This is a genomic window from Nocardia sp. NBC_01327 (assembly GCF_035958815.1).
In the GTDB taxonomy this organism is placed as follows: Bacteria; Actinomycetota; Actinomycetes; order Mycobacteriales; family Mycobacteriaceae; genus Nocardia.
Window position 1 is genome coordinate 6646189 of sequence record NZ_CP108383.1, and the last position, 20225, is coordinate 6666413.

Here is a 20225-nt window from a genome sequence, read left to right on the forward strand (position 1 = left end):
AGCCGAACAAGATCGAAGGACTCTCTTTGAATAGTGCATGTTTCAAATGTGCGCCAGCCCACAATTCTCGGGTGTTTGCATCAAGCGGAGACTGAATGCCACGCCACCCGCGGGCTTTGCCGAGGCGGACGACCGCGACCCACTTCCGTCCCAGACAATCTCCGCGATTCGAGAAGTCGGCGCACACGACAACCGCCGCTGTTCACCAGACAGCCGGCGACGCTCGATGTCGTCACCCTGCTGCGTGCTGGCGACTCGGCGAAATGGTCACGCCGCGTGGACGAATCGAGCCCACCCCGCTCGCGCGACCGCAGCTGCGCCGGCCACGACCCTCATTTGACGGTGGCGCGGGCTCCGGCGGTCTCCAGTTTGAATCGCGCGGTTTCGGCGGCGTCGCGGCTGAGGCCCTCGAGGACCTGCTTGGGGGCGGACTCGACCAGATCCTTCGCCTCCTTCAGGCCCAGGCCGGGGATGATTTCCCGAATGGCCTTGATGACCTGAATCTTCTTGTCCCCGAAGGATTCCAAGATCAAGTCGAATTCGGTTTGCTCATCGGCGACCTCGTCGACGGGAGCGGAGGTATCGGCCGCGACCGCCACCGGCGCGGCGGCGGTGACGCCGAACTGTTCTTCGAATGCCTTGACGAACCCCGAAAGCTCCAGCAGCGTCATGCCTTTGAAGACGTCCAGCAACTCGTCGACGGTCATCTTGGCCATGATGCACCCCTTATAACGCTGACCAGGCGGTACATCCATCATATGCGCGCCGGGCGGGCGGCGGCCGCGCGCGCAGGCCTCAGTTCTGCGGCGAAATCAAGGTCGTCAGATACTCGCGCTCGGCGGCGTCCAGGGGGCGGGGAGCACTGTCCGACACCGCCACCAGCGTGGAAGTCGCTGTGAGATAGAGGGATTCGGCATCGCGGATCTCGTGCGCCAGGGTGAAGGAGCTGTTCCCGATGCGTTCCACCGCCGTGGTCACGGTGACCGGGTCGGCGCGAAAGGTCAGCGGGGTGCGGTAACTGAGCCGCTGACCCGCGACCACCACGCGCCACGGCCCCGCCGCCGCTTCGTGCCGGGCCAGCAGATCGGACCGGGCCTCGTCCAGGTATTGCGCGAACACCACATTGTTGAGGTGCTGGAAGGCATCCATATCGGTGCGGCGCAGCTGGATGGCATAGGTGTGCATCAGGCACTCAACTCCTCGAGCATATGGCGTTCGCTGTCCTGCAGCGGCCGGGAGCGCTGCGCCTCACGATCGAAGGCGACCATGGTGCAGGTGGCGGTCGAATAGAGCGCATCCTCGTCCCGGATCTCCTGCACCAGCGTGAAGGAGGACGTGCCCACCTTGCTCACCCAGGTCTCCACCCGCACCGGCTGCGCCCGATACCGCAGCGGCGTCAGATAGTCGATATCCATCTGCGCGACCACGCTCGCCCCGCGGAAGCCGCGCGAGCGGAACAGATCGATCCGGGTTTCCTCCAGGTAGCGGAGGTGGACGGCATTGTGCACATGGCCGTCCGCGTCCATATCGGACCAGCGCAGCGGGCAGAGGAAGAGGTGTCGGGCCACCCGGCATTTCTATCAAGCCGCACCGCGGCGGCTCGGACCGGGCGGTCTCACAATGGCTCGAATTGCCAGAGTTGTGTCGTTGACGCCATCGGCCGGGAGTCGCAGGCTGTAGGCATGCGGGTGGTGCTGATGGTCGTCTACGACGGGTTCCAGTTGCTCGATCTGGCCGGGCCCGCCGATGTGTTCAGCGCGGCCGCGGCGCTGGGGGCGACGCCGGGATATCGGGTGGAGGTCGCGGCGATGCGAGCCGGGCCGGTGCGCACCTCCAGCGGGGTGGTGGTGACCGCCGAGCACGCGCTCGGAGACTGGCACGATCCGGTGGACACCCTGCTCGTCGCGGGCGGGCTGACCTTCTGGACCGCGAGCGCGGACCGGGAACTGGTGGCGGGCATCCGGCAGACGGCGATCTGCGCCGAACGCGTCGGGTCGGTCTGCACGGGCACCTTTCTGCTGGCGCATGCGGGACTGCTCGACGGCCGCCGGGCGACCACGCACTGGGCCGGCGGGGACCTGCTGGCCGAGCAGTTTCCCACGGTGACGACGGAGCCGGATCGGATCTATGTGCGCGACGGGCACATCTGGACCTCCGCGGGGGTCACGGCCGGGATCGATCTGGCCCTCGCCATCGTGGCCGCCGACCACGGACCGGATCTGGCACGTGAGGTCGCGCGCTGGCTCGTCGTCTATCTGCGCCGGCCCGGTGGGCAGAGTCAGTTCAGCGCGCCGCTCGCCTCCACTCCGCCGCAGCGGAATTCGCTTCGCACCCTGCAGGTCTGGATGGAGGACCATCTCAGCGCCGATCTCTCCCTCGCGGGGCTGGCGGAGCACGTCGGGATGAGCACCCGGCATTTCTCCCGGGTATTCGCGAGCGAGACCGGAACCACCCCGGCCCGCTACGTCGAACAGGTGCGGATCGGCGCGGCACGGCGGCTGCTGGAGACGACCGATCAGCCCATGGATCGGGTGGCCGCCGCCGTCGGACTGGGCAGTCCCGAGACGCTCTATCGAATCTTCCATCGCCACTTGGGCATCCCGCCCGGCGAGTATCGCGCTCGCTTCACCCGCTTTTGAAAGAGAGAGTGCCCCATGACCTTCCAAATCGCCATTGTGCTGTACCCGGGCATGACCGTCCTGGACGCGATCGGTCCCTACGAGGTGCTGCGCTCACTGCCCGACAGCGAATTGCGGTTCGTCTCCAATGAAGTCGGGCCGATCGTCTCCGACAGCGGCGTGCTGGTCCTGGGCGCGACGCACACCTTCGCGGAGACACCGGCCCCGGATCTGGTGCTGGTGGGCGGCTCGGGAACGGCGACAACCGAGGCCATGGCCAATCGGGAGCTCATCGACTGGCTGCGCGGCGTGCATCCGAAGACGCAGTGGACCACCTCGGTATGCACCGGATCGCTGATCCTGGCGGCGGCGGACATCCTGCGGGGACACCCGGCGACCTCGCACTGGTCGGCCCAGCCGATGCTGGCCGCCTTCGGCGCGGAATCGCGACCGCACGAGCGGATCGTGCGCAGCGGCAAGATCGTCACCGCCGCAGGCGTTTCCGCGGGGATCGATCTGGGATTGTGGCTGGTCGGCGAGATCGCCGGAACCGAAGCCGCGCAGATGGTGCAGCTGGGCATCGAGTACGACCCGCAGCCGCCCTTCGACACCGGGCATCCGGACAAGGCCCCCGCCGATCTGCTGCGCAAGACCCGCCTCGAGATGACGAAATACGCTGCCAGGCCGCGAATTCCGCTGGATATCGCGACCGTCTTCTGGCATCTCACCCTCAATCGTGTCCGCGAACGCGGGTTCGCGCGGCGCTGAATTGCCGTAGCGTCGAAGTGTGAGCGAACTGCTCGATGCCTGGTTCTTCGCCGATCCGCACCGGTTCTACCGCCGCTGGCGGGAGCAGGGGCCGGTGCGTCGCGTCGATTTCGGTGACGGCCTCGACCGCTGGCTGATTCTCGGGTACGACGAGGGCCGGGCGGCACTGGCCGATCCGCGACTGTGCAAGGACATCCGCCGATTCGATACCGTGCTGGCGCGCAAACGCCCTGGGGCACGACGCAATCCGCGGCCCGATATCGTGCTGCGCCATATGCTCAATGCCGATCCGCCCGACCACACCCGACTGCGCAAGGCGGTCGGCAAGGCCTTCACGCCGCGGCGGGTGGCACAGTTGCAGCCGATCATCTCGCAGACCGCGAACGAACTGCTCGATGGGATGGCCGGGCACGATCAGGTCGATCTGCTGGAGGCCTTCGCGGTCCCGCTGCCGGTCACGGTGATCAGCCACCTGCTGGATGTGTCCATCCAGGACCGCGACACCTTCCGCGCCTGGAGCCGGACGCTGGTCGGGACGCCCGATCCCGGCAGCGACCCGGCCCGCGCCTACGGCGAGATCGGGCAGTTCCTGCGAAATATGCTGCGGGACAAGCGCGCACATCCCGGTGACGATCTGCTGTCCACCCTGCTCACCGATGACGATGCGCGGCTGAGCGAGCCGGAGATCGTGGGCATGGCCCTGCTGCTCCTGGTCGCCGGCCACGAGACCACGGTGAACCTGATCGGCAACGGCACCCTCGCCCTGCTGCACAATCGCGCCTGGCTGGAGCGGCTGCGCGCCGATCCGGAGCTGATTCCCGGCGCGATCGAAGAATTCCTGCGCTTCAACGGCCCGGTCGATATGGCGACGCCCCGCTTCACCGTCGAGCCGATCACGGTGGGCGACACCGTCATTCCGGCCGGAGAAATCGTCTATATCGGCCTGGCCGCCGGCAATCGCGACCCCCGCCACTATCCCGACCCGGATGATCTGGACCCCACCGCCGACCGTGCGGGCCACCTCGCCTTCGGCCATGGCATCCACTTCTGTGTCGGCGCTCCCCTGGCCCGCCTGGAAGGCAAGATCGCCTTCAGCACTCTGCTCCAGCGCTTCCCGCATCTGAGCCTGGCCGTCGAGGACTCCCGGCTGCGCTGGTATGCGAATCCGGTGATCCACGGGCTCACCGCATTACCGGTCCGGTTACAGCCTTAGCGCGCGCATTGCCCGAGGAGTATCGTTGCGGCCGAGCATGATTCGCTGATCGGTTGCCTCGGAGAGATCAGCGGAACCTGTCGGTGGGGCGACTTACGCTGGATCGGCACGTTTGTGCATTGCCTATCAGCGTAAAGAGTTGATCTTCATGGCTGTATTTGCGATTTACGGGGCCACCGGCCATACCGGGCGCTTGGTCACCACCGAACTCCTCGCTCGCGGACAGGATGTCATCGTGTCCGGGCGGGATCCGCAGGCCCTTGCCGGGCTGGGCCAGGCCCGGGTGCTGGCCGCGCCACTCGATGATCCGGGGGCGCTCCGTGCGCTCGCCGAGGCGGCCGACGTCATCATTCACTGTGCGGGGCCCTTCTCCACCACCGGATTGCCGGTCGCCACCGCCGCGGTCGAGGGCGGTTGTCACTACATCGATCACTCCGTCGAAGTGCACTATGTGAAGCAGCTTTTCGACACCTTCCCCGAGCGGGCACAGCGGGCCGGGATCACCATGCTGCCCAGCGTGAGTTTCTACGGCGGGCTGGGTGATCTGCTGGCGGGCGCGGTCGCCCGGGATATATCCGATATCGACCGTGTCACCGTGGCCTACGCGGTGCACAACTGGAAGATGACGCACGGGGCGGTGGAGACGGCCCGGCTGCTGTTCGCCGATACCGACCGCATCGGATTCGAGGACGGCGCACCGCGGTTCGGATTCGTGGAACCGCGCAATGCGATCTTCGCCTTCCCGCCACCGGTCGGGCCGCGCACCATGATCGCCCCGGTGCCGTTCCCGGAAGCGGTCACCGTGCCCCGGCATGTGCGCACCAGGGCCGTGGAGGCCCAGCTCACCGCCCGCACCTTCGAGGAGGAACAGGCCTTCAGCAGTGAGAATGTCGACGACGACGAGCGCGCCGACAGCGAATTCACCATTACCGCACAGGTTCTCGGAGCACACGGTGCCGCGGCCGGAAATCTGCGCGGGCGCGATCTGTGGCTGGCCGCCGCACTGACCTCGGTCGAGGCCGCGGTCCGGCTCACGGAGGGCGCGGCCAAGAGCGGAGTGGCCAGTCCCGGCGAAGCTTTCGACTCGACGGAATTCCTGACCACCCTCGCCGGCCGCGGCGTCTTCACCCTCGAACTCCCGGAACAGCGGTGAGCGGCATGGGTACCGAACCGATCCTCGTCACCGGGGCCGCCGGTGGCAGTCAGGGCGGCACCGGCCGGACGGTCGCCGAAGCGCTGCTCCGGGCGGGCCTTCCGGTGCGGGCGTTCGTGCACCACGACGATGCCCGTGTGGCCGAACTGAAGGACCTCGGGGCGAAGATCGTCGTCGGTGATCTCCGCGAGATCACCTCGGTCCTGCCCGCCCTCGAGGGCGTGCGGCGCGCCTATTTCACCTATCCGGTCACCGCCGGAATGCTCGATGCCACAGCGGTTTTCGCCGCTGCCGCGCGGGCGAACGGGGTGCAGCGGGTGGTCGCGGTCTCCCAGCTCGGTTCGGCGCACAATGCGGGCACCCCGCATATGCGCCGGCACTGGGTGGCCGAGCAGGTGCTCGATCGCGCGGAGATCGGCGCTGTGCATCTGCGCGCCGCGGTCTTCTTCGAAAACCTGCGCGTGGCCATCGGCGATCGCGGCGAACTGGCACTGCCGCTCGGCTCGCCCGATACCGTGCTGCCGCTGATCGCGGCCGACGATGTCGCCGACGTGGCGGTCGGTGTACTGCGCACCGCCGACCCGGTCGATCCGGTGCTGTGGCTGGCCGGCGAAATCCTCACCACCGGTGCCGCAGCCGCAGCCCTCGGCGTCCCGTACGTCGATGTCGACCCCGAGCGGTGGGCCGAATCCGCCCGGTCGATCTACCGGGACGAGGTCACCGTCGAACACCTCACCCAGCTCTGGACCATGTTCGCCGCCATAGGCTCCGGTCACGAACTGTTCCAGGTCACCGCATCCATCGAGCGGTACGCCGGACATCCTCCACGCACACTGCGGGGAACCGAACGGTAGCCATTCGTCGCGGTCGCCCGCGCCTTCCCAGTTTGCTACACGATCGCCCCACGGCACGCCGAGCTTTCCACTCCTGCCCGGGGTGGACGCGCAGTCGTGGCAGTCTTCCCGAAGCTCGCGCGACAGCGGGCAGCGACAGACCTGGGAGGGTTCGTATGGCGAAGATCGGTAGGCGGAAGCGGTCACGACTGACCACGCAGGCGTTTCTGTCCGGTGCGGGCACCCGGCCGGCAGAGGCGCCGGTGAAGAAGAAGGCCGAGGCGCGCGCGGCCAAGTCGGCCGAGGTGAAGACCGCCGAGGCGAGTGCGCCGAAGGCCGCCGCGGCACAACCGGTCGAGGCGACCGCGGCCGCCGCGGGTGCTCCGGATATCAAGGCGCTGGCCGACAAGGTGAAGGAGCGCCGTCGCGAAAAGAGCTGGACCCAGGGCGATGTCGCCAAGCAGGGCGGACCGGCGGCCGGAACGATCAGCCAGATCGAGCGCTGCCTGATCGAGGAGCCCACGGCGGAGACGCTGACCAAGCTCGACGCGGGACTGGAATGGCCGGCCGATACCGCCGCGGCCATCCTGCGCGGGAACCTGGTCGGCGCGTAGGTCCGCTGCCGTCGGCGCGCGCTCAGCGCGCCGGTCGCGGTCCGATGATCGAGGCCCGCTCCATAATGCGGATCGCGGGCCAGTAGTCGCTCGCGGCGTAGTGCTGGACCGCCCGGTTGTCCCAGAAGGCGACCGAATCGGGTTCCCACTGGAAGCGGCACTGATGTTCGGGCGCATCGGCCTGGCGGCACAGCCGGTCGATCAGGGCACGGCTCTGGTCCAGATCCATACCGTCGATGTGCGAGACGAAGATCCGATTCACGTAGAGGTGGCGGCGACCGGTGGCGGCATGCGTGCAGACCACCGGATGGTTGACCGCCGGAAAGCGCTCCCGCATCTGCGCGCGCTGATCATCGGGTACGAAGCGGCCGAAGGCCTGGGTGTAATCGTGCACCGCCTCGAGATTCTCGATCAGCGCCTTGGTGTCGTCGTCCAGGGATTCGTAGGCGGCATACATATCCGCGAAGAGGGTGTCGCCGCCCAGCGGCGGAATCGAGACGCCGTGCAGCACCGCACCCATGGACGGCTGCGCACGCCAGGTCACATCGTGATGCCAGGAGTTCTCGAATCCGGCTACCTCAGCGCTCTTTTCGAAGCGGACGAGCTCGGGCTCGGTGGTACTGGACGGAATGAACGGGTGAATCTCCAACTCGCCGAACCGCTGTGCGAAGGCAACGTGCTGCGCGGGCGTCATCGGCTGATCCCGGAAGAACACGACCTTGTATTCGTGCAGCGCCTGCCGGATCTCCGCGACCACCTCGTCGGCCAGCTCCGCCGTGAGGTCCACACCGCTGAGCTCGGCGCCGATGCTCGCACCCAGCTGCTTGGCGTCGAAATGCTGCCAGCGCAGTGCGGAGAGCCGATCGCGTTCGGCGGCCACATGGGTGAACGGGCCCACGATCAGCGGGTAACCGTCCAGGCGCATCGACTGATTCGCGCCGGTGCGGACAGCGGAGTTCTTCGTGGTCGTTTCCATCAAAACCATCTCCTCGTGCATGCGTAGTCGATTGACTACAACGCCCGAGTGCTAACGTAGTCAGATGACTACACGTAGTCAATCGTCTACAGCAGACTCTCAGGATGATGCCGACGTCCCGATGGGCCGCGCGGAGGTGGTCGCGGCGGTACTGACCCATGCCGCCGATCTCTTCGCCGAACGCGGTCCGGCCGCCACCTCGATTCGCGATATCGCCACCCGCTCCGGGGTCAATCACGGCCTGATCTTCCGGCACTTCGGCGCCAAGGATCAGCTCGTCGCGGCCGTGCTGGACTACCTCGCGGCGCATTCCGCCGAGCTCATCGAGGCCAAGGCCGACCGTGCGGAGCTGGAGGCAAAGGTCGAACGGCAGTGGAAGGTGCTCGCGCGGGCCATACTCGACGGCTACGAGGTCGGCAGGCTGCAGCAGCGCTTCCCGACCATGTCCAGCCTGGTCGACCAGGTCAGGGAGCGCCACGACAACGATCGTGATGCCCGGCTCGCCGTCGCCAATACCGTTGCCCTGGAAATGGGCTGGCGACTGTTCGAACCGTTCCTGCGCTCGGCCACCGGATTACAGGATCTGTCCGAATCGGAACTGCGCGAGGCGATCAATGCCGAGACCGGGCGGATCATCGAACCGCACTGATCGCCCGGCGAATTCCCTGTGGTTCAGCGTGATTCGACCAGTGTAATCATCGCGTCGAGCACTGCCAGGTCGGTGGAGCCGGGGACCAGGATGAATTCGTCCAGACCGGCGGCTTCCGCGCCGTCGAGTGCGCGGTGTATCGCGGCGGCATCGAAGGTGGTCATCGCGGCGGCCGTGGTCCCGGCGGTCTCGGCCCCGAAGAAGGCCAGATAGTCGGCGGTGAACTCGCGCAGCACCGCGGTCGGGTCGGGTACGCCGAGAACGTAGAAGCAGCCACTCACCAAGCGGGGCGCGGTATCTCGTGCGGCGGTGACCCATGCCTTCCGGGCCGAGTCGGCGGCCCAGGCGATCTCCGCGGGCACGCCGCTGAGGCTGAAGGCGACCACGCCGTCGGCCCACCGGGCCGCGCGGGCGAGCGATTTCGGCCCGAGCGCGCCGGCCAGGATCGGCGGGCCACCCGCTTGCACACACGGCGGGCCGATGGGGTCGCCGCCCGGCGTGGACGGGACACCGGACCACAGCGCGCGCATTTCGGCGACCCCGCGATCCAGGCGGTCGTGCCGATAACCGAAATCCGATGCGAGACTGCGGTAGTCATCAGGCCGGGCGCCGACACCGACGCCCACCGTCAACCGGCCGTCCGACAGGACATCGATTGTCGCGGCTTGTTTCGCCACCAGGGCAGGCGGATGTGCCGGCAGCACAGCAACATTGGCAATGATCCGGACGCGTTCGGTCAGTGCCGCGGCCGCCGCCAGCGTCGTCCACATCTCCGGATTGTGGAAGGACATCCGCTCACCGCACGAAATGCTGGAGAACGGTCCCTGTTCGGCCTGCAGGCACCAATCCACGGTCGAGCGCCGGTCATAGCCCCGGCACATGGTGGGCAGTGCGATACCAATATCCATCCGACCACTGTGCACCGGCCGTGGGGTCGAGACCGGCGGAATGCCGGACAGACCCAGAGTTCGGGCAACCATCATCGCGGCGCAAGGTAGGCGTCATGACCAGGCGCTAGCTTTCGCCGGGTGATGAAGGTCAGAGTTGGTGTGGCGGTAGTGAGTGCGTGTGCCGCCGTGGGATTGGTCGCGAGCGGATGCTCCAGCGGGGGTGCGAATTCCAGTGGTCGCGATGAGCATGTGCTGCTGCTGTCGGTGGATGGGATGCACGAGTCGGATCTGACTGATTATCTTGCGGCACATCCGGATTCGAATCTGGGGAAGCTGGCCGGGCGGGGCGTGCACTACACGGACGCGCAGACGCCGATTCCCTCGGATTCCTTTCCCGGCCTGATGGCGATGCTGACCGGCGGAAGCCCGAAGACCACCGGGGTGTACTACGACGATTCGTGGGCGCGGGATCTGCTGCCCGCCGGCACCACCGACTGCGCGCATGCCGCCAAGGGGGCGCAGGTCGATCTGACCGAAGACCTCGACAAGAATGTGCACCGCATAGACGGTGGTCAGGGGCTCACCGGGCTGCCTGACAGCATCGGGAAGATGACCGATGATCCGGGCACGGTGATCGACCAGGCCAAGCTGCCGGTGGATCCGGCAAGCTGTAAACCGCTCGCCCCTGCCGACTACCTGAAGGTGAACACGGTCTTCTCGGTGCTGCACGCGGCCGGGGATCGCACGGCGTGGACGGACAAGCATCCGGCGTATCAGATCGCCAATGGTCGCGGTGGGCGATCGATCGACGACCTGTTCACTCCGGAGATCAGCAGCAGCGCGACCGACGACCCCGCCGCCGACAGCTGGGACAAGGACAACACCCTCACCCGCCGCTACGACACCTACAAGGTGGACAGCGTGGTGAACGAGATTGCGGGCAAGGATCATTCGGGCGCCACCGACGCCGGGGTGCCGGTGCTGTTCGGCATGAACTTCCAGACCGTCTCCACGGCACAGAAGCTGCCCGCGTCCAAGGGCTACCAGGCCGATGGCAAGCCCGGCGTACTGCTCAGCGGCGCACTCGATTTCGTCGATCAGCAGCTCGGTCGCATGGTCACCGCCCTGGATCAGGCGGGACTGCGCGACAAGACCACCATTGTGCTCACCGCCAAGCACGGGCAGGCGCCGATCAAGGCCGACAGCCTGACCCGGATCGATGACAAGAAGATCATCGACGCGATCGATACCGAATGGGCCGCAACACATCCGGCGACGCCGAAGCTCATCGCGCATTCGGTGGACGATTCCGCCCTCCTCATGTGGCTCGCGGACCGCTCGGCCGCCGCAGCCGCCTTCGTCAAGCAGAAACTGCTCGCCGCCACGGGCACCGGCACCGATATCGCCGGAAATCCCAAGCCCTTCACCGCCTCCGGCGTCGACAAGGACAAGCTGTACGTGGGCGCCGACGCCGCGGCCTTCTTCGGGGTGAGCTTCGACGACCCCCGCGTCCCCGACGTCTACGCGGGCGTCACCCCCGGCACCGTCTACACCGGCGGCAAATCCAAAATCGCCGAGCACGGCGGCATGACGCCCGACGACCGCCACGTCCCACTCATAGTGGCAGGCAACGGCATTGCCGAGCACGACGAAAAGTCCGAGGTGGCGCTGGCCCAAATCGCCCCGACAATCCTGCACCGCCTCGGCCTCGACCCCGCCAAACTCGACGCGGTCGCTGCCGAACACACGGCATTGCTGCCCGGGGCTTAATCCCTCAGACCCGTTCACATCGGCCGGGATCCACTGAAAACTGCTGGAGTGCAGGCAGTGTGGATCCCGGCCTACGGCATTGCGACGGCGCTCGCACGGCCGTGGGTACGGCCGCTGAGTTCAGCATCGAGGGTTTCCTGCGCGAACTGCATCTGCTCCCGATATACGGGCAATTCCAGCCGGCGCATCCCCTCCTCCGGAGCGACCGTCTCGACAAGGGCGGTGATCCACCAGATATTGCCGAACGGATCACGAACACGGGCGCCACGCTGGCCGAAAGCATTGTCGGACAACGCAGTCACCTGGCGAGCACCGGCTCGAAGAGCGGCGGCGAACGCGATATCGGCATCGGGGACGAACACCCGCAGCAACGACGGCATATCGGGCCAGTCCTGATGCTGGTCGAAAGCGAGCAGAACCGTATCACCGACCCGAATTTCGGCATGCCCGATACTCCCGTCCTCGAGCGGCACCCTCCCCAATTCGATGCCTTCGAACGCGGCCGTGACGAAGTCGAGCAACGCAGCCGTGTCCTTCGTGACGATCCAGGGGGCAACAGCGGTGTAGCCGGCGGGGGCAGTCGTGGTCATCATCGATTCCTTCCTCGTGGTCGCTCTCATCATGGAAGGCAACTAAGTCAGAACATGTCCTAGTAGCCACCGCCGCCGACCGCGATCGTGCACGAGTGCCGCGCGTCACAGTGCACTTTACCTTCCGGATGGTAAAGTAGCTGCATGGTTGCAGACTCCCGGAAGCGGATCCTCGACGGCGCGCTGGATCTGCTGCGCGCCGAGGAGGGCGGCTCGATCACCCTCGAGTCCGCGGCCCGGCAGGTCGGGCTGACCAAACCGGGTCTGATGTATCACTTCCCGACCAAGCACGCGTTGATGCTGGCCGTGGTCGATCACGTCGCGGCCCGCTGGGAACGGCTGCTGCGGGAGCGGCTCGGCCGCCCGCCGCAGGAGGTATCCGCACACGAGCGGATCAGCGTCTACGCCCAGGTCGCGCTGGAAGCGGAGTTCGATCGCAGCGACTTCGCGATCTTCGCCGATGCGCACTATCACCCGGCCCTCACCGAAGCCTGGACCCGTCACCTCACACCGTGGGTGAGCCTGCCCGACGACCTGCCCGCGCGCGAGCGGGCCACCCTGCTGGCGGCACGGCTGCTGGCCGACGGCTACTGGATCTCCGCGGCCGCGGGCCTGCTCACCGTCGACGAGCCCGACCGCCTCGCACTGCGCGCCGTTCTCGAGAACCTGCTGACCCCGATTCGATGATCCGACAGCTTCATTCGACGAAAGGACATGCCATGACCACCACCATGCAGGCCCGCTTCGACAAGCTCACCGACGATCTCATCGCCAAATGGTCCTCACAATCCGGCCGTGAACTCCTCGCCGCCGGAATGCCGATCATGCCTTACCTTTTCGAGCACGGGCCGGTACCGGTCAGCGTCGCCGATGCCGCGCTTCCGGAAGCCGACCGGCACATCGGCTTCGTGAAGTACTACTCCGACCGCCACTACGATGTCGAACTGAACGAGAACGGCGACATCATCGGCGCGGGAATCTCCTTGGCCCCCACCGCCGATCACATCAGCGAGCTCTACGGCAAGCGCTACTACAACTGGTGCATGGGCGATGTGATCATGTTCCCCCTCGTCTTCGGCGTCGACGCCCCCGCGGAAACGATCTGCCCGGTCACCGGGGAGAAGATCACCTTCACCGTCAGCTCGACCGGCCTGGACAACCTTTCGCACCCCGATGCCCATATGTCCCTGGCGCCGGCGACCGGCGGGGAGATCCGCCACGTCTTCTGCAACCACGTCAACCTCTACGCCACCGGCGAGGCCGCCGACATCGCCGCGGCCGCCGATCCCACCATCGCCGTCGCCCCCGCCCAGCACGGATGGGCCGCGATCAAACGACTCGTCGACGACATCGAGATGTAGACCCACAGTGACGGCCCCGAGAAGCCCGCCGCACCAGGGCTTTCCGCAGGCGCGGCGCGGTTCCTCGGGCCATCCGAGATGCCCCGCGTGCGGAACTCGCCCGCAACTTGTCCGGCCGATGCGCGTAGTCAAAGTTATTGGCGATCAACGCATTCGCACGATATTAGCCGCCTCCGTGTCGCATACTTGTGGCGATCTGTACCCATAACACTCAGGAGTCTGCGATGACCGAGTCCGACTACCCGAGCTCGGCACCGGTCGGGGTGGACACCACCCGCGCCAGCATTGCGCGGGTGTACGACGCCTTCCTCAACGGGAAGGACAACTTCGAGGTCGACCGTGAAGTGCTCGCCCGCGTGCAGACCGTCGCACCGCAGGCCACCGATTTGGCCTGGGCCAACCGTGACTTTCTGATCCGGGCGTGCCGATTCCTGGTGCGCAATGCGGGAATCGACCAGTTCCTCGACCTCGGGTCCGGGCTGCCGACGGCCGAGAACACCCATCAGGTGGTGCAACGCGTCAACCCCGATGCCCGCGTGGCGTACGTGGACAACGATCCGATGGTTCTCGCGCACGGCCGGGCACTGCTGGCCGAGAACAACAAGGCCACGATCTCCACCTGCGACATCTTCCAGCCGCTGGAAGTACTCAAGGACGCATCGGTTCTGGAGAATCTGGATTTCACCCGCCCGCTGGCCCTGTTGCAGGTGGGGACACTGCACCACTACCTCGGCGACGACTCGGCGGCGATCATGCAGACCTACATCGACGCACTCCCGTCCGGATCGTTCGTGGTGATCTCCCACTTCTTCGACCCGAAGGATCCGGAGGAGCCCGAACTCAGCACGCTTGCCGAGAACATGGAGGACAAGTTCATTCACAGCCCCATGGGCAGCGGCCGCTTCCGCACCCGCGAGGAAATCCAGGCCATGTTCGGCGATCTGGAGATGATCGAACCCGGATTGGTGCTGTGCGACGACTGGTGGCAGGACGGCCCGCGCCTGCGCATGCTCAGCGCGGTACGCCACTGCATAGTCGGCGGCGTCGGCCTCAAGCGCTAGCGCACGCGGGGCTCGACCAACCCGCCGCCAGATCCGCACGGCCCGTTGATCTTCCGCGGTATTGCGATGGCCGCTTCGAGTGCGGGCCGGTCAGACGAGCAGGACGCGGCGCCCGCGAGTGTGGCCGGATTGGCTGTCCGCGTGCGCTGCGGCGGCCGCGGTGAGCGGGTACGACCGGTCGACCGGGATGCGGAGCCTCCCGCGTCGAATGAGGTCGACGGCAGTGGCGAGTGCTTCGGGCATGCTTCCGCCGATGCCGGCGAATCGGATACCGAGCATCGGCGCCTCGAGGTCGGCGATGGTGACGACCTTGTCCGGGTCTCCGGTCAGGTCCAGGAGTCCGCGCAGGACGCCGGTGCCGTTGAGATCCAGCGCAGCGTCGATCCGGCCGAACTCACGTACGCGCTCGACCCAGCCCGGACCGTAGGTGGTGGCGATCGCGCCGAGGCTTCGCAGGTAGTCCTGGTTCGCGGCCCCGGCGGTGCCGATCACCGTAATTCCCAGGTCGCGGGCGATCTGCAAAACCGTCGACCCGACCCCACCGGCTGCGCCGCTGACCAGCAACGTTTGCCCGGGTCGGACACCGACCATCCGGATGATCCGCAGCGCGGTCTCGACCACCGACGGGTACCCGGCGGCTTCGATGAAGGTGAGCTCGTCGGGCAGGCGCGCCCAGCTGGTGAGCACGGCGTACTCCGCGTACGTGTTCGAACCTCGGCCGAATACGGGCTCGCCGACCTCCACATCGGTGACACCGTCACCGATTTCGTCCACAACGCCCGCGGCATCCTGCCCGACGCCGACGGGTAGCTGAATCGGGTGGACTCGTTGGAACTGCCCCTCGCGGACCCGCCAATCGTGCGGATTCACCCCCGCCGCCCGCACGGCGATGCGTACTTGGCCCGGCCCGGCATGGGGCTCGGCCACCTCAATCAGTTCCAGCACATCCGGGCTGCCGAATTCGGCGAAGCGTATCGCTCTCATGCCTCCAAAATAACGCTAACGGTTAGTGTTTTGCAACGGATAGTGTTTCATGATTGATGCATATTCGTATCTGATAGCATCGGCGGCGTGGACGTGCCGACCGGACGCCGGGAGCGAAAGAAGGCCGCGACCCGCGAGAAGATCGCCGACGCCGCCCGGCGGCTGTTCCTGGAACGCGGGTACGACGCGGTGGGAATCCGCGAGGTGGCCACCGAGGCCGACGTGGCCGTCACCACGCTCTTCGCCCACTTTCCCTCGAAAGAGGCCCTGGTTTTCGAGCATGATGAGGACTTCGAATACCGCCTCACGCACGCGGTCACCGACCGGGCACCGCACGAACCGCTGATCCCCGCACTGCGCAACGAGATCCAGGCCATGGTCCGGCACTGCGCGGCGCCGGAGGCCGTCCCGCTCTGGCACATGATCGACAGCTCACCTGCCTTGCGGCAGTACGACGGGTCGGTCCGGCTGCGGCACGCGGAGTCGCTGGCGGCGGCCATCGCCGCCGATCTCGACCAACCGCCCCCTGCGACAGCCTGCCGGACGATCGCCAGATTCGTGATCGACGCCTATTCCTTGGGTCGTGAGTCACCGGACCCGGAAGCCACGGTGAACGAGATCTTCCGGATGATCGAGGCAGCCTGGGCGGCCACTCCGGTAGGGGTGACCGAAAGACGCTGATGCCCACCGCCAGTTCGAACGTCCTAGTTCGACTCGAAATCGGCGAAAACCTGCCCCACGTCTGCCAGTCCATGCGAGACACCCCCGAAACCACCACGGCTGTCGCCCGCATCGGCGAATTCCTCCACAACCACCTGTGAAGTCAACTCGCCGAGCAGTCCACCAGCCACACCCCGTCAGTCTTGTGCCACACAGTGTGATTGATGGTGCCGTCGGCGAGTTCGACATCGACGCTGCCGGTATCCCCATCCTCGGTGGCCGAGACCAGCCGCTTGGGCAGCGGCCCGTTGTCATTGGTGGCCCCCGGCGTTTCCATCAGATCCTTCATGAGCTCGCGACATCCGGGATTGGTGTAGGGCAGCACGACATGCCCGTCACCACCGGAGTGCAGGGCATCGTCGATCAGCGCCTGCGCGGTATCTCGCAGACTTGCCGAGGGTGCGGCCGCAGCGGTCGGCGCGCCCGCGGTGAGCGCCGCAGCACTCACCATCGTGACCAAAGTCGTTGCGGCGAAGAGCAGTCGGGTACGTCGAATGAAAATCGGCACGGCCGGATTCCCCTAGATGTGTTCGTCGTTGTGCTGCGACAGTAGAGGAAGGCACCGACATCGACTGCGCGCCCAGGCACTCGGGCGGCGCGCTCGCTAGTTTGGGCATGTGACTGTGTTCGCGGACTTCAACCTGAAACTGTCCGTCATCGACGTACTGATGTACGGATTTCATCCGAGCCTTCCGCCCTGGTCTCTGACGGATGCGCTGGAAGCACAGGGGGTTACGGGTGATCTCTGGGCGTATTCGATCGAAAACTACCCAGACCAAATCGTGCCGGAGGCTCGAGCGTACTTCGAAAGCTTGGAGCTACCCACCGACTTACTCATCGGCATCGAGGAGTTGAACTTCGACGGCGGCTGCCGCGTGTATTTCGAATGCTGTCCGCACTGGGACGGTGAGAGCGAGCAGTTCGACGTCACCAGTCTCGACGACCTCGATCTCCTCCCGAATCTGAAGCGTGTAGTAAGCGCAGATTGGCTTGCGCCTCATCTCAAGGAAGTATTGCGCTCCCGCGGCATCGAAATGATCTCCTAGCCAGCCTGTCTCGGATACTCGGAGCAATTGCCAGGAGACGACTCATCACCAGTAGCGCACGTTCGGAAGGCTCCGGATCGGCAGTCCCAGTTGATCTTCCAAGCCTTGGGCTGGCCTGCCCGGTCAGCGCGGTACGGGATCTCGGCTGGCCGCCGGCGCACGAAGTCGCATTGGGGCCGTTCGGGGCCGGGGTTGATGGCCGAGTATTTTCGTCGGCGGTCCCCTACCGAAAGATCAACGGACAGCGTTGCTCTCACCCACTATCCAGCGGCGGCAGTTGAGCGCCAGCATGATCCGCTGAACGACTCCCCCACCTCATGGCCAGAGCACTAGTCTGAGTCTTCGAGGGAGGCAGCGCTATCTATCCAAACTCCGCCACGACGCATCGAGATCCGCACGGCTGCTTGGTTGTTCGCTGGGTCGCCGGTCCCGAGACCGCCGTTCAGATCAGCCGGTCCGAGCTGTCGATCAAATGGCACCAACCCGGAATCTGGCTGATCGCCGCCGGGGTTGCCTTGGCCCCCACGCTGGTTCTCATCATCAAGACGACCGCTGCGGCACATCGTCAGTACAGCCCCATCGGCCATATCTGGAGCATTGCGGGAATCGTGCTGCTCTACGTCGTTGTCTTCGGCCTCGTCCTGGCGATGTTCGCGTTGTTCAGCAGGACAGACGCCCAGCGCGGCTCGAATCGTGTACGCGCCTACGCCTTCCCCGGTGCCGCCATGCAAGCCCGCTACACGTCGAACTATATCGAGCTCACGACCGCCACCGGAATTACACACCACCTCTACACGGCGATCAAGCACGTCCGCATAGCCGACGACACCGTCACCTTCATCAACACAGCGGGATACCTGGTACTCCCCCGCGAATTGGCCCCCCGACCGCGCGATCGCAACCGTTCAAGACTCAATGCGCTAACCCGCTGACACGTGCCCACCGCGGGCCACGCACCTACATCCGATGACACCGGAACACCGCCAACTGCCGCTGCGACTTCCAACGCCAGGCCCACCGCCATGCCCTCTGCCGGAGGCTCTGCGCTCGTTTCCGCGTGACTGCGGATCCGACTGCCGCCGAACGTCGTACAACCCCGTCTATTAGCGAACCGCAAGGTTTCGTTAACGCCTTCCCTGGACTGTGGTCCAGTCAGACGACGAGGGGAGAACACAATGAAGGTACTCGAGAGAACCGCCATGGTCGGCGCAATCATCGCCGCGGCCTGCATCGCATTGGCGGGCACGGCTTCCGCATCAGCGACGCCGGTAGTGCACACCTGGTGTCCCCATAGCGAGGCGATGCATCCGACGTGGGATGTGAACACCGGAGAACCTGTCATCTGCGTCGACACCGGCGTCAGCGGGCTCATGTGGGTTCCCGACGCCACCCGCTGATTCCGACCATCGCGATAGATACACGTGAGGCGATACTGCGTCGAGTCCCGCCCGTATCCGAGCGGGGCCTCGACCCTTCTCAGGTCCATCGCCAGATCTCCACTGCCCGTTGATCTTCGCCATGTCGGCGCTGACCTCGGGTGGCGGCAGTGGCGTGCGTTTGCCGACATCAAGGCAGAGCCAAGCAAGAAATCCGGCTGAGCTCAGTCACGCCTGGCCGGAGTCTGGGTTCGGCGGAACGCCAGGAAATTCCTTGCGGTCGCCGATCGTGAGTCCTGCTGCGCGGACCGCGAGCTCGGCCAGGCCGCGCCACGCCTCTGGAGAGACCGGAAATTCCGAGTCGATCGTTTTCGATGACTCGTCGATCACGATCGACCACACATCCGTATCGCTTCGCCAGAGTGTCAGTTTCGCTGTCGGGACGGACTGTCCGGCATCGGAGCGAGCACCCAAGACCGTGCCAACCGGGTCCGCAGCAGAGCCGATTCTATTCAGGCCCAAGGCGTTACGCAGTGCATCCAGATGTGGCTGGTCGAGTCGCCCGTTCACGGTAAGCAAGAACCGTTTCACGGCAGATCCCGTAATGGTAGGCCCAGCAGCGGCAGCTCGATATTACGTTCGCTCGCTTCGAGATCCCAGGCACTGTAGGCCAACGCCGAGGTACTCGCGATGCGGTGAACGTCGCGAAACCCGGTGACGATCATGCTGGCCAATTGGCGGTGAATCATTACCGATACGGGCCAAGGCAGCTCGATCCACCAACAAGTACCGTGGTCGGAATTTCCCGGTGATTGCCAGCCCACCTCTGACATGAGCTCAGGATCGGTACCGAAAGAGGCCAAGGCACCGGATAGCGGCTCACCCTGAAAGGTCGCCCAGACGCTGCCGCCAGGCCGTACCAGCTGTGCTTGAACGTACGGGACCGACCATCCGACGCTACCGATCGTCACGACCGCGTTCTCCGGGAGCACAGCCACCTGCTGGGTGAGTCGGTCTGCGAAGTCACTCCAGTCGGTCATACCCACCCCGGTCTCGAAGCACCGTCATCCCATCCCAGTTTGGCCGCACTTCGGCTCAGCCCTCTTGCATCCCGCGGACGGTCCGCAGCGGCGCAGCGGATACTAACGCCCCGCGGTACGGATGAGCAGGGTTGCACGTCGGCGTCCAGCTTCACCCTGCTCGCGGCGTGAGAGTGTGTTCGGGTTGCGGGCAGAGGGTATTCGCATACCGGCCGACGATTCGGACGATCTATTCACTGCTTGGCAGTGCGCCAGCTGTGCCCAGAATCCCACCACACCAACATGTTTCGAGTCGTGAGTGTTGTGTTCTACCCCTGAACATTGCGCATTCGGTCGCCGGTACACACCTCACGATGGGCGCTCCTGTCAGATGAGCCCGTTGAACGAAGACGTGGCGCCGGTGATGCCGCCTGTGTTGTCAGGTCGGATCCAATCCGATCCCCGGCGATATTCGCGCAGATACTCGGAGTGCCACCGCGGCCAATCCATATAGATATCCCCCGACTGCTGTCGATATCGGCGGTATTGGCGACCAGCTGTTCGTAGCGACTTGCGAGCCTCGC

The 20225-nt window shown here is 65.8% G+C and carries 25 protein-coding genes; 15 read left to right on the plus strand and 10 right to left on the minus strand.

Going from position 1 to position 20225, the window contains the following annotated elements:
* Positions 1-332 precede the first annotated feature (332 nt).
* From rplL to OG326_RS30655, 3 genes are all read right to left on the minus strand, one after another.
* Entirely contained in the window at positions 333-716 is a 384-nt protein-coding gene (gene rplL, locus OG326_RS30645) for a 50S ribosomal protein L7/L12 (RefSeq protein ID WP_327140620.1), read from the minus strand.
* Between the two features lie 79 nt (positions 717-795).
* Entirely contained in the window at positions 796-1185 is a 390-nt protein-coding gene (locus OG326_RS30650; RefSeq protein ID WP_327140621.1) for an acyl-CoA thioesterase, read from the minus strand.
* The gene (locus OG326_RS30655; protein ID WP_327140622.1) at positions 1185-1568 is read right to left on the minus strand and encodes an acyl-CoA thioesterase; all 384 of its coding nucleotides are present in this window, start codon (positions 1566-1568) and stop codon (positions 1185-1187) included. The genes OG326_RS30650 and OG326_RS30655 overlap by 1 nt, the downstream gene beginning before the upstream one ends.
* A 114-nt stretch (positions 1569-1682) precedes the next feature.
* Between OG326_RS30655 and OG326_RS30660 the strand changes: the two genes are divergently transcribed.
* The 6 genes from OG326_RS30660 (at position 1683) to OG326_RS30685 (ending at position 7199) form a co-directional block, all read left to right on the plus strand.
* Positions 1683-2639 (plus strand): GlxA family transcriptional regulator, encoded by a 957-nt coding sequence (locus OG326_RS30660; RefSeq protein ID WP_327140623.1) that lies wholly within the window; start codon positions 1683-1685, stop codon positions 2637-2639.
* Positions 2640-2654: 15 nt separating this feature from the next.
* A complete protein-coding gene (locus OG326_RS30665; protein WP_327140624.1) occupies positions 2655-3386 on the plus strand; it encodes a DJ-1/PfpI family protein in 732 nt (243 codons plus the stop codon).
* 19 nt (positions 3387-3405) lie between these two features.
* Complete coding sequence (locus OG326_RS30670) at positions 3406-4599, plus strand: cytochrome P450 family protein (RefSeq protein WP_327140625.1); 1194 nt, start codon at positions 3406-3408, stop codon at positions 4597-4599.
* Between the two features lie 148 nt (positions 4600-4747).
* The gene (locus OG326_RS30675) at positions 4748-5752 is read left to right on the plus strand and encodes a saccharopine dehydrogenase NADP-binding domain-containing protein (protein ID WP_327140626.1); all 1005 of its coding nucleotides are present in this window, start codon (positions 4748-4750) and stop codon (positions 5750-5752) included.
* A 5-nt stretch (positions 5753-5757) separates the two neighbouring features.
* A complete protein-coding gene (locus OG326_RS30680; protein WP_327140627.1) occupies positions 5758-6606 on the plus strand; it encodes an NAD(P)H-binding protein in 849 nt (282 codons plus the stop codon).
* 155 nt (positions 6607-6761) lie between these two features.
* Positions 6762-7199, plus strand: a complete 438-nt coding sequence (locus OG326_RS30685; protein WP_327140628.1) for a helix-turn-helix domain-containing protein — start codon at positions 6762-6764, stop codon at positions 7197-7199.
* A 22-nt stretch (positions 7200-7221) separates the two neighbouring features.
* Here OG326_RS30685 and OG326_RS30690 read toward each other — a convergent pair whose 3' ends face one another.
* Positions 7222-8175, minus strand: a complete 954-nt coding sequence (locus tag OG326_RS30690; RefSeq protein WP_327140629.1) for a TauD/TfdA dioxygenase family protein — start codon at positions 8173-8175, stop codon at positions 7222-7224.
* 64 nt (positions 8176-8239) lie between these two features.
* On the opposite strand from OG326_RS30690, the gene OG326_RS30695 reads away from it, so the two are divergent.
* Complete coding sequence (locus OG326_RS30695; protein ID WP_327140630.1) at positions 8240-8824, plus strand: TetR/AcrR family transcriptional regulator; 585 nt, start codon at positions 8240-8242, stop codon at positions 8822-8824.
* Positions 8825-8847: 23 nt separating this feature from the next.
* Here the strand turns inward: OG326_RS30695 and OG326_RS30700 are convergent, their stop codons facing one another.
* Positions 8848-9732, minus strand: a complete 885-nt coding sequence (locus OG326_RS30700) for an LLM class flavin-dependent oxidoreductase (protein WP_327140631.1) — start codon at positions 9730-9732, stop codon at positions 8848-8850.
* 141 nt (positions 9733-9873) lie between these two features.
* Here OG326_RS30700 and OG326_RS30705 point away from each other — a divergent pair, with 141 nt between their 5' ends.
* Complete coding sequence (locus OG326_RS30705; protein WP_327140632.1) at positions 9874-11484, plus strand: alkaline phosphatase family protein; 1611 nt, start codon at positions 9874-9876, stop codon at positions 11482-11484.
* A 71-nt stretch (positions 11485-11555) separates the two neighbouring features.
* Here OG326_RS30705 and OG326_RS30710 read toward each other — a convergent pair whose 3' ends face one another.
* Positions 11556-12074, minus strand: coding sequence for a VOC family protein (locus tag OG326_RS30710; RefSeq protein ID WP_327140633.1), 519 nt, complete (start codon positions 12072-12074; stop codon positions 11556-11558).
* Between the two features lie 144 nt (positions 12075-12218).
* Between OG326_RS30710 and OG326_RS30715 the strand changes: the two genes are divergently transcribed.
* The 3 genes from OG326_RS30715 (at position 12219) to OG326_RS30725 (ending at position 14496) form a co-directional block, all read left to right on the plus strand.
* Entirely contained in the window at positions 12219-12761 is a 543-nt protein-coding gene (locus OG326_RS30715; protein WP_327140634.1) for a TetR/AcrR family transcriptional regulator, read from the plus strand.
* Positions 12762-12793: 32 nt separating this feature from the next.
* Positions 12794-13435 carry an organomercurial lyase gene (gene merB / locus OG326_RS30720; protein WP_327140635.1) on the plus strand — a complete coding sequence of 214 codons (642 nt, stop codon included), beginning with the start codon at positions 12794-12796 and terminating at the stop codon, positions 13433-13435.
* A 224-nt stretch (positions 13436-13659) separates the two neighbouring features.
* Positions 13660-14496 carry an SAM-dependent methyltransferase gene (locus tag OG326_RS30725; protein WP_327140636.1) on the plus strand — a complete coding sequence of 279 codons (837 nt, stop codon included), beginning with the start codon at positions 13660-13662 and terminating at the stop codon, positions 14494-14496.
* Positions 14497-14586: 90 nt separating this feature from the next.
* Here the strand turns inward: OG326_RS30725 and OG326_RS30730 are convergent, their stop codons facing one another.
* Complete coding sequence (locus tag OG326_RS30730) at positions 14587-15480, minus strand: NADP-dependent oxidoreductase (protein WP_327140637.1); 894 nt, start codon at positions 15478-15480, stop codon at positions 14587-14589.
* Between the two features lie 87 nt (positions 15481-15567).
* Between OG326_RS30730 and OG326_RS30735 the strand changes: the two genes are divergently transcribed.
* Positions 15568-16161 carry a TetR/AcrR family transcriptional regulator gene (locus tag OG326_RS30735; RefSeq protein WP_327140638.1) on the plus strand — a complete coding sequence of 198 codons (594 nt, stop codon included), beginning with the start codon at positions 15568-15570 and terminating at the stop codon, positions 16159-16161.
* A gap of 142 nt (positions 16162-16303) precedes the next feature.
* Here the strand turns inward: OG326_RS30735 and OG326_RS30740 are convergent, their stop codons facing one another.
* Positions 16304-16708, minus strand: a complete 405-nt coding sequence (locus tag OG326_RS30740) for a hypothetical protein (RefSeq protein WP_327140639.1) — start codon at positions 16706-16708, stop codon at positions 16304-16306.
* A 109-nt stretch (positions 16709-16817) separates the two neighbouring features.
* Between OG326_RS30740 and OG326_RS30745 the strand changes: the two genes are divergently transcribed.
* The 3 genes from OG326_RS30745 (at position 16818) to OG326_RS30755 (ending at position 18643) form a co-directional block, all read left to right on the plus strand.
* On the plus strand, positions 16818-17246 hold the full coding sequence (locus OG326_RS30745; RefSeq protein ID WP_327140640.1) for a DUF6892 domain-containing protein: 429 nt from the start codon (positions 16818-16820) through the stop codon (positions 17244-17246).
* Between the two features lie 404 nt (positions 17247-17650).
* Positions 17651-18178, plus strand: coding sequence for a hypothetical protein (locus OG326_RS30750; protein ID WP_327140641.1), 528 nt, complete (start codon positions 17651-17653; stop codon positions 18176-18178).
* Between the two features lie 243 nt (positions 18179-18421).
* Positions 18422-18643 (plus strand): hypothetical protein, encoded by a 222-nt coding sequence (locus OG326_RS30755; protein ID WP_327140642.1) that lies wholly within the window; start codon positions 18422-18424, stop codon positions 18641-18643.
* 207 nt (positions 18644-18850) lie between these two features.
* Here OG326_RS30755 and OG326_RS30760 read toward each other — a convergent pair whose 3' ends face one another.
* A complete protein-coding gene (locus OG326_RS30760; protein WP_327140643.1) occupies positions 18851-19213 on the minus strand; it encodes a hypothetical protein in 363 nt (120 codons plus the stop codon).
* Positions 19210-19662, minus strand: a complete 453-nt coding sequence (locus OG326_RS30765) for a TY-Chap domain-containing protein (protein ID WP_327140644.1) — start codon at positions 19660-19662, stop codon at positions 19210-19212. The genes OG326_RS30760 and OG326_RS30765 overlap by 4 nt, the downstream gene beginning before the upstream one ends.
* Positions 19663-20225 lie beyond the last annotated feature (563 nt).

Coding starts and splice junctions, on each gene's coding strand:
- rplL (WP_327140620.1), bottom strand. CDS start 716: ATGGCCAAGATGACCGTCGACGAGTTGCTGGACGTCTTCAAAGGCATG.
- OG326_RS30650 (WP_327140621.1), bottom strand. CDS start 1,185: ATGCACACCTATGCCATCCAGCTGCGCCGCACCGATATGGATGCCTTC.
- OG326_RS30660 (WP_327140623.1), top strand. CDS start 1,683: ATGCGGGTGGTGCTGATGGTCGTCTACGACGGGTTCCAGTTGCTCGAT.
- OG326_RS30665 (WP_327140624.1), top strand. CDS start 2,655: ATGACCTTCCAAATCGCCATTGTGCTGTACCCGGGCATGACCGTCCTG.
- OG326_RS30675 (WP_327140626.1), top strand. CDS start 4,748: ATGGCTGTATTTGCGATTTACGGGGCCACCGGCCATACCGGGCGCTTG.
- OG326_RS30680 (WP_327140627.1), top strand. CDS start 5,758: ATGGGTACCGAACCGATCCTCGTCACCGGGGCCGCCGGTGGCAGTCAG.
- OG326_RS30685 (WP_327140628.1), top strand. CDS start 6,762: ATGGCGAAGATCGGTAGGCGGAAGCGGTCACGACTGACCACGCAGGCG.
- OG326_RS30690 (WP_327140629.1), bottom strand. CDS start 8,175: ATGGAAACGACCACGAAGAACTCCGCTGTCCGCACCGGCGCGAATCAG.
- OG326_RS30695 (WP_327140630.1), top strand. CDS start 8,240: ATGACTACACGTAGTCAATCGTCTACAGCAGACTCTCAGGATGATGCC.
- OG326_RS30700 (WP_327140631.1), bottom strand. CDS start 9,732: ATGGATATTGGTATCGCACTGCCCACCATGTGCCGGGGCTATGACCGG.
- OG326_RS30710 (WP_327140633.1), bottom strand. CDS start 12,074: ATGACCACGACTGCCCCCGCCGGCTACACCGCTGTTGCCCCCTGGATC.
- OG326_RS30715 (WP_327140634.1), top strand. CDS start 12,219: ATGGTTGCAGACTCCCGGAAGCGGATCCTCGACGGCGCGCTGGATCTG.
- merB (WP_327140635.1), top strand. CDS start 12,794: ATGACCACCACCATGCAGGCCCGCTTCGACAAGCTCACCGACGATCTC.
- OG326_RS30725 (WP_327140636.1), top strand. CDS start 13,660: ATGACCGAGTCCGACTACCCGAGCTCGGCACCGGTCGGGGTGGACACC.
- OG326_RS30730 (WP_327140637.1), bottom strand. CDS start 15,480: ATGAGAGCGATACGCTTCGCCGAATTCGGCAGCCCGGATGTGCTGGAA.
- OG326_RS30755 (WP_327140642.1), top strand. CDS start 18,422: ATGAAGGTACTCGAGAGAACCGCCATGGTCGGCGCAATCATCGCCGCG.
- OG326_RS30765 (WP_327140644.1), bottom strand. CDS start 19,662: ATGACCGACTGGAGTGACTTCGCAGACCGACTCACCCAGCAGGTGGCT.